Origin of the sequence: Nocardia asiatica NBRC 100129 (assembly GCF_000308415.1) — a bacterium.
GTDB classification, from domain to species: Bacteria; Actinomycetota; Actinomycetes; order Mycobacteriales; family Mycobacteriaceae; genus Nocardia; species Nocardia asiatica.
Genome location: NZ_BAFS01000172.1, coordinates 1 through 10810 on the forward strand (window position 1 = coordinate 1; position 10810 = coordinate 10810).

At 69.8% G+C, this 10810-nt stretch carries 11 protein-coding genes and 1 pseudogene; 3 read left to right on the plus strand and 9 right to left on the minus strand.

The window, feature by feature from the left end; genetic code table 11:
- The 4 genes and pseudogenes from ON27_RS16265 to ON27_RS16280 form a co-directional block, all read right to left on the minus strand.
- Positions 1-315 (minus strand): annotated as a pseudogene (locus tag ON27_RS16265) (PH domain-containing protein); the annotation flags it as partial.
- A 2-nt stretch (positions 316-317) separates the two neighbouring features.
- Positions 318-797: a 6,7-dimethyl-8-ribityllumazine synthase gene (gene ribH / locus ON27_RS16270; protein ID WP_043727199.1), complete on the minus strand. Its 480-nt coding sequence runs from the start codon at positions 795-797 to the stop codon at positions 318-320.
- Positions 798-828: 31 nt separating this feature from the next.
- Positions 829-2073 carry a bifunctional 3,4-dihydroxy-2-butanone-4-phosphate synthase/GTP cyclohydrolase II gene (locus tag ON27_RS16275; protein ID WP_043693736.1) on the minus strand — a complete coding sequence of 415 codons (1245 nt, stop codon included), beginning with the start codon at positions 2071-2073 and terminating at the stop codon, positions 829-831.
- Positions 2074-2676: 603 nt separating this feature from the next.
- Positions 2677-3300 carry a riboflavin synthase gene (locus tag ON27_RS16280; protein WP_043727204.1) on the minus strand — a complete coding sequence of 208 codons (624 nt, stop codon included), beginning with the start codon at positions 3298-3300 and terminating at the stop codon, positions 2677-2679.
- A gap of 557 nt (positions 3301-3857) precedes the next feature.
- Here ON27_RS16280 and ON27_RS16285 point away from each other — a divergent pair.
- Positions 3858-4328: a hypothetical protein gene (locus tag ON27_RS16285; RefSeq protein WP_043727209.1), complete on the plus strand. Its 471-nt coding sequence runs from the start codon at positions 3858-3860 to the stop codon at positions 4326-4328.
- Positions 4329-4334: 6 nt separating this feature from the next.
- On the opposite strand, the gene rpe is transcribed toward ON27_RS16285, so the two are convergent.
- On the minus strand, positions 4335-4991 hold the full coding sequence (gene rpe, locus ON27_RS16290) for a ribulose-phosphate 3-epimerase (protein WP_043727212.1): 657 nt from the start codon (positions 4989-4991) through the stop codon (positions 4335-4337).
- A 96-nt stretch (positions 4992-5087) separates the two neighbouring features.
- Here rpe and ON27_RS16295 point away from each other — a divergent pair, with 96 nt between their 5' ends.
- Positions 5088-5510 carry an ATP-binding protein gene (locus ON27_RS16295; RefSeq protein WP_043727217.1) on the plus strand — a complete coding sequence of 141 codons (423 nt, stop codon included), beginning with the start codon at positions 5088-5090 and terminating at the stop codon, positions 5508-5510.
- Complete coding sequence (locus ON27_RS16300) at positions 5510-6373, plus strand: RNA polymerase sigma factor SigF (protein WP_083887619.1); 864 nt, start codon at positions 5510-5512, stop codon at positions 6371-6373. The genes ON27_RS16295 and ON27_RS16300 overlap by 1 nt, the downstream gene beginning before the upstream one ends.
- Positions 6374-6379: 6 nt before the next feature.
- Here the strand turns inward: ON27_RS16300 and ON27_RS16305 are convergent, their stop codons facing one another.
- Genes ON27_RS16305 through def form a run of 4 tightly spaced genes read right to left on the minus strand, consistent with a single transcriptional unit; the run spans position 6380 to position 9937 of the window.
- Complete coding sequence (locus tag ON27_RS16305; RefSeq protein ID WP_043727240.1) at positions 6380-6730, minus strand: MmcQ/YjbR family DNA-binding protein; 351 nt, start codon at positions 6728-6730, stop codon at positions 6380-6382.
- A 53-nt stretch (positions 6731-6783) separates the two neighbouring features.
- Positions 6784-8451 carry an RsmB/NOP family class I SAM-dependent RNA methyltransferase gene (locus tag ON27_RS16310; protein ID WP_083887620.1) on the minus strand — a complete coding sequence of 556 codons (1668 nt, stop codon included), beginning with the start codon at positions 8449-8451 and terminating at the stop codon, positions 6784-6786.
- Complete coding sequence (fmt, locus tag ON27_RS16315; protein WP_043727225.1) at positions 8448-9371, minus strand: methionyl-tRNA formyltransferase; 924 nt, start codon at positions 9369-9371, stop codon at positions 8448-8450. The genes ON27_RS16310 and fmt overlap by 4 nt, the downstream gene beginning before the upstream one ends.
- Complete coding sequence (gene def, locus ON27_RS16320) at positions 9371-9937, minus strand: peptide deformylase (protein ID WP_043727228.1); 567 nt, start codon at positions 9935-9937, stop codon at positions 9371-9373. Before def ends, fmt begins: the two co-directional genes overlap by 1 nt.
- Between the last annotated feature and the right edge of the window lie 873 nt (positions 9938-10810).

The following is a 10810-nucleotide window of genomic DNA, read 5'->3' on the forward strand; positions in this document are numbered from 1 at the left end:
GTCGCCCAAGATGTTTCGCACCGACACGCCCCGCGCACCCGCTCGCACGCGCGGCCTGGTCAGCAACAGCACCGCGGCGCCGCCGAGCACGCCGATCCCCATCATCGCGATCTGATCGAGCACCCGGAAATTGACGCCGGTCGATCCGCTGCGCAACCAGATACCGCCGACGATGAACACGGCCGCCACCAGCACCGCCACGATCCAGGCCGTCCGCACGGCGCGCCGGGGCCGCACTTCGAACTCCCACTCGGGGGCGTCGCCTGCCGTCGCGGCCGATCCCACGTTCCTGCGGAAGATACGGACGACCGGCATCGCTACGCGGACTGTCGCAGGGCGCGCAGCGTCAGCGCGGCGTCCAACGCCGCCGCGGCCGCCTGCTCGCCCTTGTTCTCGGGTGATTCCGGCAGCCCGGCGCGATCCAGCGCCTGCCGCTCGGTGTTGGTGGTGAGCACACCGTTCGCGACCGGCGTGCCCTCGTCCAGCGAAACCCGGGTGAGCCCCGCGGTCACCGCGTCGCAGACGTACTCGAAGTGCGGCGTGTCACCGCGGATCACCACGCCGAGCGCCACCACCGCGTCGTGCGACTTGGCCAGCTCCTGAGCCACCACCGGCAGCTCCATCGCGCCGGCGCAGCGCACCACGGTGACCTGCTGGACGCCCGCCTCCTTGGCCACCCGCTCGGCGTTCGCCACCAGGGTGTCGCAGATCTGGGTGTGCCAGCGCGAGGCGACGATGCCCAAGGAGAGGTCCTTGGCGTCGGCCAGCGCGAAAGTCGGTACCCCGGTACCGCTCATCGATGTCCGCCTTTCCGGTGTGTCAGGGAATTCAGTGCGCCGTCTCGCCGAGATCGAGCTCGTCGAGCCCGATCAGGTCGTGCCCCATCCGGTCCCGCTTGGTGCGCAGGTAGTGCAGGTTCTCCGCGTTCGCCCGCAACGGCATCGGCACCCGCTCGGTGATCCGCAGGCCGTAGCCGTCCAGGCCGACCCGCTTGGCCGGGTTGTTGGTGAGCAAGCGCATCGACCGCAGACCCAGATCCACGAGGATCTGAGCGCCGGTGCCGTAATCGCGGGCATCGGCGGGCAGTCCGAGCTCCAGATTCGCGTCGACCGTGTCGTGACCGGAATCCTGCAGCTGGTAGGCCTGCAGCTTGTGCATCAGGCCGATGCCGCGCCCCTCGTGACCGCGCATGTACAGCACCACGCCGCGCCCCTCGGCCGCCACCATCTCCAGCGCCGCGTCCAGCTGTGGGCCGCAGTCGCAGCGCAGCGACCCGAACACGTCGCCGGTCAGGCACTCCGAGTGCACGCGCACCAGCACGTCCTCGCCGTCGCTGATGTCGCCGCGCACCAGCGCGACGTGCTCCACCTCGTCGTAGATGCTCTGATAGCCGACCGCCATGAACTCGCCGTGCGCGGTGGGGATGCGGGCCTCGGCGACGCGCACCACGTGCTTCTCGTGCCTGCGCCGCCACGCGATCATGTCGGCGATCGAGATCAGCGCGAGTTCGTGCTCGTCGGCGAAGACGCGCAACTCCTCGGTGCGGGCCATGTGGCCCTCGTCCTTCTGACTGACGATCTCGCAGATCACGCCCGCAGGCCGCAACCCGGCCATCCGGGCCAGGTCCACGGCCGCCTCGGTGTGGCCAGGGCGGCGCAGCACGCCACCGTCTTTGGCGCGCAACGGCACCACGTGGCCGGGACGGGTGAAATCGTCGGCCTTCGCGTCGGCGTCGGCCAGCAGCCGCATGGTGGTGGCGCGGTCGGCGCCGGAGATACCGGTCGTGACGCCCTCGCGCGCGTCCACCGAGACGGTGTACGCGGTGCCGTGCTTGTCCTGATTCATCGCGTACATCGGCGGCAGGCCGAGCCGGTCGCAATCGTCACCCGTGAGCGGCACACAGATGTAACCGGAGGTGTAGCGGATCATGAAGGCGACCAGCTCAGGGGTGGCCTTCTCCGCCGCGAAGATGAGGTCGCCCTCGTTCTCGCGGTCCTCGTCGTCGACGACGACGACCGCCTTACCCGCGGCGATATCGGCGACTGCGCGCTCGATGCTGTCGAACCTGGTCACGTCTGCTGTGCTCCATCTCGAAATAGGTGCCTCACCACAGTACTGTGTCTAATTTGCAGCGCCTGCGGCGCTGCGTGTTCGCGGCCCCCTGGTGGCTCGCGTCCGAGCGACCGCCGCTGGCGACTGCGTCGCGGACGCGGCGGCCGCTCGGACGCGAGCCGGGCCGCGAACGGCGCATGCTCGGTCTCGCTTCGCTCGAAAGACGTGGTTGCGGTGTGCTGGGCGCGTGGGGTGGTGCGTGCCGGAACCGTATGTTCGGCGCTTTTCGGTGCTCGGCGGGTGGGCGACCACTCGCGGCTGCCGGTGGCAGGTGGGAGGACCTTTGTATGCGCCGATTCGCGGCACTCTGCGCGGTGGTACGGCCGGTGGTGACCGCGGCGACGGTGACGCGAAGGTAGCCGGTGCGAATGGGGGCGGCTCGTGACCATCGCGCGCTCGACCTCGACCGGCGGGGAACCGGCGCGTAGGCCGATGTGTGGCGGCAGGCGGGGTGGATGGCCGGGCGTGTCCTCCGCCGAGCGGTCGCCGTCCATGCGGGGCCGTGAGCGCTTCGCACGCGTCCCCGCCAGGCACCTTCGTCCGGCACGGGCGGGCCGGTCACGGCTAGCCGCGCTGCTGGAGGCGTTCGACGTACTTGGCGATCACGTCGACTTCCAGGTTGACGGTGGTGCCGACGGTCGCGAAACCGAGGTTGGTCAGTGACAGGGTGGTGGGGATGAGGGAGACCTCGAACCAGTCCCGGCTGCCGGGCTCGCCGGGCTCGTCGGAGACGCCGAGTCCGGAGACGGTGAGCGAGATGCCGTCGACGGTGATCGAGCCCTTCTCCACGACGTAACGGGCGATATTCTCCGGCAGCGAGATCCGGACCACGTCCCAGTTCTCCGACGGGGTGCGCGAAAGGACAGTGCCGGTGCCGTCGACGTGGCCCTGAACCAGGTGGCCGCCGAGTCTGCTGTTCAGCGCCGCGGCACGCTCGAGATTCACCTTCGAACCGACGTCCAGCTTGCCGATGCCGGAGCGGTTGAGCGTCTCGGCCATGACGTCGACGGTGAACGAGTCGCCGCCGACCACATCCACGACGGTCAGGCACACCCCGTTCACGGCGATCGAATCACCGTGTCCGGCATCGGAGGTCACCAGCTTGCCCTTGATCGTCAACCGCGCGGCGTCGGTCAGCCGCTCGCTGGCGACGATCTCGCCGAGCTCCTCGACGATGCCTGTGAACATGTGCTTCGACTCCCTGTCGCGTCGTTGTCTTCCGATTCCGGAACAGCGCGCGGCCCGGCCGCTATTCCCGCGCCCTCAGCCTAACGACGCCCGGTGAGGGGAGATAGCGGCGTTCCCATTTCCCGCAGAGCCGGAACCCCTCCGGGCTGTAAGCAGACCGCCCGGCGGGCAGAACGGGCCGGAACCGGCCGGTCCCATCGAAAGTGGAACGATATACGCCCGAGCGCGCCGGATTTTCGCGGCGATACGGGGCCGAATATTCCTACCACAACTTTAGGAGTACCGCGTGAATCAATTATCCCGGATGGTCCCGATTCTTTGCCGATACCCGAAAGAAACCCGGTTATAACGCAGTTTTCGCGCATCCACGACACGGAGAGCGATATCGTTATGCGGCTGCCTTCTCGTGTTCAACTATTTCAGCAGAGTTTGTTCGATGTGCCGCTCTACCTGGGACGCACGGCTACGGCCGCGCAGACAGCCACGCGACTTCACTACTCGAGAAAATCGGAGACGACAGTGGGACAAATCTGGTCGGACACAGTTGGAGGCGCGGTGTGACCACTTTTCTCGATTCGACGCCGGAAGTTCGCTGCCTACGGTATCGCCGCGAATTCCAGTTGCCCGCATCGATGGATCCCGGTTCACACCGCATTCTCCTGCACATCGGCGTCGACTACGGCGCGGTCACCATGCCCGCCGAACTCGGCGAGCAGGTGCTGCGCCGACTGGTCCAGGCGGGAACAGCCGGGCCGGTCGTCGACCACCCGCGGGCCAGGCACTGGACTTTCCTCACCGGCCCGGCCGGACCCGACGCGTTCAGCCCGGCGGTCTCCGCCGAGTTGTTCCGGCTGTACGCGGCGGTGGCCTGCGCGGGCAGCCAAGTGGTGCTGCCCTCACCGGACGACGAGCGCACCGGATACCGCGTCTGGATCCGGTCGCCGGAAGCCGGGGCCCGCCGCCCGGCGCTCAGCGCGGTGCTGGAGACGATCCGCGCGGTCGCCGGGCGCAAAACTCCGTCCCGATAACGCTTTTCAGCGCGCCCACGCCGAGGCCGCCTGCCCGCGCAACTTCTCCACGGTGGCCCCGGGATCAGCGGTGCTGTAGACCGCGGATCCGGCGACGAAGCAGTCCACGCCGGCCTCCGCGGCCGCCTCGATGGTGTCGGCGTTGATGCCGCCGTCGATCTCGACCAGCAGCCGCAGCTCACCGGAGTCGACGAGGTTGCGCACGATGCGCGCCTTCGCCAGCACCTCGGGAATGAACGACTGCCCGCCGAAACCCGGTTCCACGCTCATCACCAGCAGAGTGTCGAATTCCCGCAGGATCTCCAGATACGGCTCGATCGGCGTACCGGGCTTCACCGAGAGCCCCGCCTTGCCGCCCGCGGCGCGGATATCGCGCGCGACCGCGATCGGATCGTCCGTCGCCTCCGCGTGGAAGGTCACATTGTGCGCGCCCGCCTCGGCGTACGGCGGCGCCCAGCGGCCCGGATCCTCGATCATCAGATGGCAGTCCAGCGGGATCTCGGTCGCCTTCAGCAAACTCTCGACCACGGGAAGCCCGATTGTGAGGTTGGGCACGAAGTGCGCGTCCATCACGTCCACGTGCAGCCAGTCCGCGCCTGCTACGGCGCCCGCCTCCCGCGCGAGGTGCGCGAAGTCGGCGGAGAGGATGGACGGGGCGATCATCGGAACGGCCGGACGCGGGTAAGTCGGGTTGGACACAACGCCGGAGTCTAACGGTACCCAGGATTGTCCAGGGCAGGAGTGGGTAGCCTGCATAGGGTGATCAATATATCGGCGGAACAGGGGCTCTACAGCACCCCGGTGGAGATTCGGGTGGCGGCATCGGTGACTCAACTGCCCATCGTGCGTGGGCTCGCCGAAACTCTCGTCCTACTCAGCGAATTCACGCTGGACGAGGTGGCCGACATCCGGCTGGCCGTCGACGAGGTCTGCTCGACGCTGATCGCGGTCGCCGCCCCGGAAACGAGCCTGAACTGCCGGTTCACCGTCGGTGACACCGAACTGCTCGTCCGGGTCGAGGGCATCGCGGAGAAGCCCGGGCTGCCCGACCAGCGCAGCTTCGGCTGGCACGTGCTGCGCACACTCACCGACGCGGTGGAGGCGACACAGGATTCGTTCGACGCGGCGATCTCCGGATACCCGACGACGGTCCAGTTTCGTCGGGTCCGGGGGAAGGCGTAGTGGCGGACGAAGACACCGTGTTCGACGCACAGCGCGACGAGGACTCCGACACCTTGACCGCGGAGGACGCCGCCGACGACAGCGAAACCCTGGAAGCGGCGGGCGCGGTCCCCGGCTACGACGACGTCGGATTGCTCTTCGAGCAACTGGCGGGCAGCGAGCCCGGGACGGCGCGGCACACCGCGTTGCGCGCCGAGCTGATCAGCCGCTGCATTCCGCTCGCCGACCACATCGCCCGAAAGTTCAGTGGGCGCGGTGAGCCGTTCGACGACCTGACGCAGGTGGCGCGGGTCGGCCTGGTGCACGCGGTGGATCGTTTCGACGTGGAACGAGGCTCGAACTTCCTGTCGTTCGCGGTGCCGACCATCATGGGCGAGGTCCGCAGATACTTCCGCGACCACACGTGGGCGATGCGGGTGCCGCGCCGGGTCAAGGAGACTCACCTACGCATCGGGGCGGCGATCGACAGCCTCTCCCAGACCCTCGGCCGCTCGCCGACGGCGAAGGAGATCGCCGCGGAGCTGGACGTCGACCCGGACGAGGTGACCCAGGCGGTCATCGCGGGCAACGCCTACCAGCCGAGCTCGATCGACGCGGCCACCCTCGGCCGGGACACCGACGCCTCGCTGCTGGACACCCTCGGCGAGGAGGAGTCCCAGTTCGACCGCGTCGAGGAGTACGTGGCGATCCGGCCGCTACTGGACGGGTTGCCCGAGCGGGAACGGCGCATCCTCACCATGCGGTTCTTCGAATCGATGACCCAGACCCAGATCGCGCAGCAGATGGGCATCTCGCAGATGCACGTCTCGCGCATCCTCGCGAAAACCCTTGCCCGGCTGCGCGAACAGTCCAGCCGGGAGTGAGCGGACTCAGCGGGCCTCGCGCTCTCGCAGCTTGCGCACCTTCGCCGGGGCGGTGATCCACCACGCGTCGTCGAGCAGTTCCCGCAGGTGGCCGGGCGCGACGCGATCCAGGTCGATCAGGATGTAGGCGTAGCCGTCGTAATGCGGCGTGGTGTAGAAGGCCGGATCGCCGGAGGCGAGCAGCGCCTCCTTCTCGGCGAGGTCGCAGGCCAGGACGAGACCGCCTTCGGCCTCGCTGCGCAGCCGGGCGAATCCCTTCCCGCCGACCTTCAGCGCCGGGCTGCGCCACCAGGTCGATTCCGCCACCTCCGGAAGTTCGGTCGCCATTGCCACCACGTCCTGCCAGGTCATCGTCATGTGCCGAGTGTGCGGCACCACGCGCCGCACGGCTTGGACGAATGGAATGCCGCTCAGCGCGGCTTGCGCAGCGCGGCCAGGAACATGGCGTCGGTGCCGTGCCGGTGCGGCCACAGCTGCGCCCCTGGGCCGTCACCGACGTCGGTGACACCGGGTAGCAGCTCGCGGGTGTCGAGTTGCTCGGCGCCCAGGCGGCGCGCGGCGTCGGCGACGATCGACACGGTCTCCGGCAGGTGCGGCGAGCAGGTCGAGTACACCACGACCCCACCCGGGCGCAGCAGATCCCACGCGGCGGTGAGCAATTCGCGTTGCAGGACGACCAGTTCCCGCACGTCGGCCGGGGTGCGCCGCCAGCGCGCCTCGGGCCTGCGGCGCAGCGCGCCGAGCCCGGTGCACGGAGCGTCCACCAGGATGCGGTCGTACCCCGGAGTCAGTCCGCTGGCGCGACCGTCGGCGACGTGCACGTCGACCGGCAGGTCGCGCACGGCCTTGCGCACCAGCTCGGCGCGATGCGCGGCGGGCTCGACCGCGTCCACACGGAAGCCGTCGATCGAGGCGATCGCCCCGAGCAGCGCGGCCTTGCCACCCGGTCCCGCGCACAGATCGAGCCAGCGGCCGCCGTCCGGGCCGTGGAGCTCCGCCCTGGTCAGCGCCAGCGCCACCAGCTGACTGCCTTCGTCCTGGACGGCCGCCATGCCCTCGCGCACCGGCTCGAGCTTGCCCGGGTCGCCGCCGTCGAGGTAGACCGCGTACGGCGACCAGCGCCCTTCCTCACCGCCGGTCACCAGCGCGAGTTCCTCCGCGGTGATGTCGCCCGGCCGGGCCACCAGGTGCACCAGCGGGCGCGCGTCGTCGGCGGCGAGCACCGCGCCCAGCTCCGCCGCTCGCGCTCCCAGCGCGTCGGCGAACGCCTGCGCGATCCACACCGGATGCGCGTACTCGAACGCCAGCCGCCCGACAGGGTCGGCGGGTGCGAGCGCCTCGACCCACTGTTCAGGGGTCTTCTCCCCCGCCCGCCGGAGCACGGCGTTGACGAAACCGGCCTTGCCCGCGCCGGCTTCGGCGCGCGTCAGCGCCACGGAGGTGTCCACGGCGGCGTGCGCGCCGATCCTGGTGCGCAGCAACTGGTAGACCCCGAGCCGGAGCACGTCCAGCAACGGACCGTCGATCTCCTCGATCGACCGGCCCGCGCCTTCGGCGATCACCGCGTCGAGCAGGCCGAGCGACCGGCACGCGCCGTAGGCGAGTTCGGTGGCCAATGCGGCGTCGCGCCCCGACAATCCCCGCTCGCGCAGCAGTGCGGGCAGCACGAGGTTGGCGTAGGCGTCGCGCTCCCGGACCGCACGCAGCACGTCCCTCGCGACGGAACGCGGCGGATCGGCGGGCGCGCGACGATGCGATCGCCCGACCTCGGCCCCCTGACGTGCGGTGGCTTTGGAACTGGAAGCCGAGCGCCCAGCAGAGGAACGGTCCGCTCGGCCCGTCCCCGCGCGTTGTCCTGTCGAGCGGCGCCGTTCCTCGCGGTCGTCCCCCTCGGCTCGCCCGCTGCCGGTGCGCTGATCGGACGCCCGTGGCCGACCCGCACCGTCGCGGTCCCGCCGCGGGCCGCCCTGCGCACGAGCCCGGCCGGAATCGCCGGAACGATGCGGCGCGGCCGAGCGCTCTCCGCGCCGCCGGTCGCGTGCGCCCTCGTCGCCGGGCCGGTCGCCACGCGGCGTCATTCGACCACCGCGCCGGGCTGCAGGCGGGCGCCGCGAGCCCAGTCGAGCGCGGGCATCATGCGCTTGCCTTGCGGCTGAACCTGTTCGAGCCGAACGGCGGTGGTGGCGGTGCCGACGAAGACGCCGGACTTGCGGACCTCGATCACGCGCTCCGGCAACTCCTCCTCGACCAGCTCGACCGGTCCGAGTTTCAGCCGGGTGCCGCCGACCTCCGTCCACGCTCCCGGAGCCGGCGTGACGGCGCGAATCCGCCTGCTGATGGCCAGCGCCGGTTGATCCCAGCGCACGTGCCCGGCCTCGACGCCGACCTTGGGCGCGTACGAGACGCCGTCCGTCGACTGCGGGACCGCCTGCAGCGTCCCGTCCTCCACCCCGTCGAGCGTCGCTTCCAGCAGACGGGAACCGCTGTCGGCCAACCGCTGCAAAAGGGCGCCCGCGGTGTCGGTGACCGCGATCTTCTCGGTGACCATGCCGAAGACCGGGCCCGTGTCCAGCCCGGCCTCGATCTGGAAGGTCGAAGCGCCGGTGATCTCGTCACCGGCATCGATCGCCGCCTGCACCGGCGCCGCGCCACGCCAGGCGGGCAGGAGCGAGAAATGCAGGTTGATCCAGCCGAAACGCGGGATGTCGAGCAACTGCTGGGGCAGCAGCGCGCCGTAGGCGACGACCGGGCAGCAGTCCGGCGCCAACTCGCTGAGCTGCGCGACGAATTCCGGCTCCGACGGCCGCCGCGGGGTGAGCACCGGGATGCCGTGCTCGTCGGCCAGCTGACCGACCGGCGACCTGGTCACTTTCCGGCCGCGACCGGCCACCGCGTCCGGCCGGGTCACCACGGCGATCACGTCGTGCCGCGCCGATTCCAGCAGACGCCGCAGCGACGGAACCGCCGGTTCCGGGGTCCCCGCGAAGACGACGCGCATCAGCGGCCCACCCCGAACGGGTTGGGCCGGCCGACGCCGCTCATCGAGCGCGCCGGGCGCACGGTGATTCCCGCGGCAAACCAATCGGATTCGCGAATCACCCGCATCGCCTCCTTGCGCTGGGCCGGGTCCAGACGATCGATGAACAGCACACCGTCGAGATGATCGGTCTCGTGTTGTACGCACCGCGCCAGCAAGCCCTCCGCCTCGAACGAGACCGGCGCGCCATCGGCGTCCACACCCGAGGCCCGCACCCGCAGCGCCCTGCGCGTGTCGTAGCGCACCCCGGGAATGGACAGGCACCCTTCCGGACCGACCTGTTCCTCGTCGCCGAGGACCTCCCACCGCGGGTTCACCAGATGCCCCGCGGCGTCACCGGTGTCGTAGACGAACACCCGCAGTCCGACCCCGATCTGCGGCGCCGCCATCCCGACCCCGCCGTCGTCGTGCATGGTCTCGGTCAGGTCGGTCACCAGTTGCCGCAGATCGCGGTCGAACGCGGTGACCTCCGCGGCGCGGGCACGCAGAATGGGATCGCCGAACAGGCGAACGGGCTGGATGGTCACGGCTGGCTCCCGGAAGCGGACGAGTACGGTCGCCTCATTCTAGTGAGACCACCGGAAATCCCCGATTCACCAGGCAGAAGCTGGTAGAACTCCTATGCGGTCCGGGCGGGGTGTCGATCCCTCCGCCCGGCCGCCCGGAAAACCCCTGGTCAGCGACCTGTCGATGACACCTGACCTGCTTCTCACCTGCAGGTTCACAACACGTCGGTGCGTTTCAGCACCGAACGTGACGGAATGTTGGTGACGGCGTCAACACCGCAGGTCAGAGCAGTTTCGACTGCCGCGGTGATGACGGCGTCACCAGCGAAGTGGTGACGGCGTCACCACCCCCAGCAACCAGGTGCCCATGCGCATCGCAGCCACCGGTCCGCACTGAACCGGCCGCGTCGGTGCGCCGAAACCCGCCGCCCGCAGACGATCGTCGATGCAGAGTCGGAACCTTCCCTCCCTCCCTGCCGTACGTAGCAGTTCGCGCGGAGATTCCGCGCCTCAGCCCGCGGCTGGCGGTGGCCGATGTCCGGCCGCCTCGCCCAAAGCGCTAGCAGGCTCGCTGCAACCCGCCACTCTCGACAGTGCGGACGCCCTAGCTACGCATGGGCAGCGGACCGCGCTGGACGACGACTTGGCGCAAGGGTCTTGTGTCGCAGAATTCGCTGGTTGGGTTGCATGCTGTACCCAAGTACAGGCTTACCGTGGGCGTCATGCGATGCTGACGCCCTCTCCGAAGACTCGGTGCCGGACTCGTGCACCCTGCCCCCCACCGACCAACCGGTTCGGGTCGCGGAGTTCGACCGTTCTTCGCCGAGTCCGTGCAGCGCACCGATCGCCCGGCGCGCACGCGACTGGAACCGTTGCTGGACGCCGGCGCCGAGG

What these genes read in the sequence shown, in the direction of transcription:
- ribH (WP_043727199.1), bottom strand. Translation starts at nt 797, where the DNA reads ATGAGCGGTACCGGGGTACCGACTTTCGCGCTGGCCGACGCCAAGGAC.
- ON27_RS16280 (WP_043727204.1), bottom strand. Translation starts at nt 3,300, where the DNA reads ATGTTCACAGGCATCGTCGAGGAGCTCGGCGAGATCGTCGCCAGCGAG.
- rpe (WP_043727212.1), bottom strand. Translation starts at nt 4,991, where the DNA reads ATGATCGCCCCGTCCATCCTCTCCGCCGACTTCGCGCACCTCGCGCGG.
- ON27_RS16305 (WP_043727240.1), bottom strand. Translation starts at nt 6,730, where the DNA reads ATGACGATGACCTGGCAGGACGTGGTGGCAATGGCGACCGAACTTCCG.
- ON27_RS16310 (WP_083887620.1), bottom strand. Translation starts at nt 8,451, where the DNA reads ATGACGCCGCGTGGCGACCGGCCCGGCGACGAGGGCGCACGCGACCGG.
- fmt (WP_043727225.1), bottom strand. Translation starts at nt 9,371, where the DNA reads ATGCGCGTCGTCTTCGCGGGGACCCCGGAACCGGCGGTTCCGTCGCTG.